The organism is Kitasatospora sp. MBT66 (assembly GCF_000710405.2).
In the GTDB taxonomy this organism is placed as follows: domain Bacteria; phylum Actinomycetota; class Actinomycetes; order Streptomycetales; family Streptomycetaceae; genus Kitasatospora; species Kitasatospora purpeofusca.
Map to the genome: position 1 here is coordinate 339,672 of NZ_JAIY01000006.1, position 447 is coordinate 340,118.

Annotated in this window: 1 protein-coding gene; it reads right to left on the minus strand. The window is 67.8% G+C overall.

What is annotated here, in order from left to right; translation table 11 throughout:
• Nucleotides 1-309: hypothetical protein (locus BI06_RS50715; RefSeq protein ID WP_051741011.1), on the minus strand; the 309-nt coding region annotated here is incomplete at its 3' end.
• Between the last annotated feature and the right edge of the window lie 138 nt (nucleotides 310-447).

A 447-nucleotide genomic window follows, 5' to 3' on the forward strand; every position in this document is an offset into this window, starting at 1 on the left:
GTACGGCGGCGCCGCAGGCGCGGCCGGGGCCTGGGAGCGCGTGACCGCGGCCTTCACCGCGTTGATTATCAGCAGCACCGGCAGGATGAACGCCTTGAAGAAGATCGCGTAGGTGCCGCCCTCGAAGACGAAGGCCAGGTAGTACGCGTAGCCGGCGAAGCCGAGGCCGACGAGCACGTTGAGGGCACGCCAGCCGGCCTTGAGGCCGCCGACGTTGACGGCGCCGATGACCAGCAGGGCGATGCCGCTGAAGGCCAGCAGTACGACGTACCAGGAGAAGAGGGGGTCGACGTCGAAGTCGAGGTTCACGAGTGGGTCCTGTTGTTGCCGGGATCGGGCGGACGCGAACGGGCGGCCGCCGGGGGACGAGTGGGGACAGTACTGGAGCCGACCGACATCCGTCCTCACGATTTCATCACGGTGTCATCGCCGAATCCGCCCGGCGAA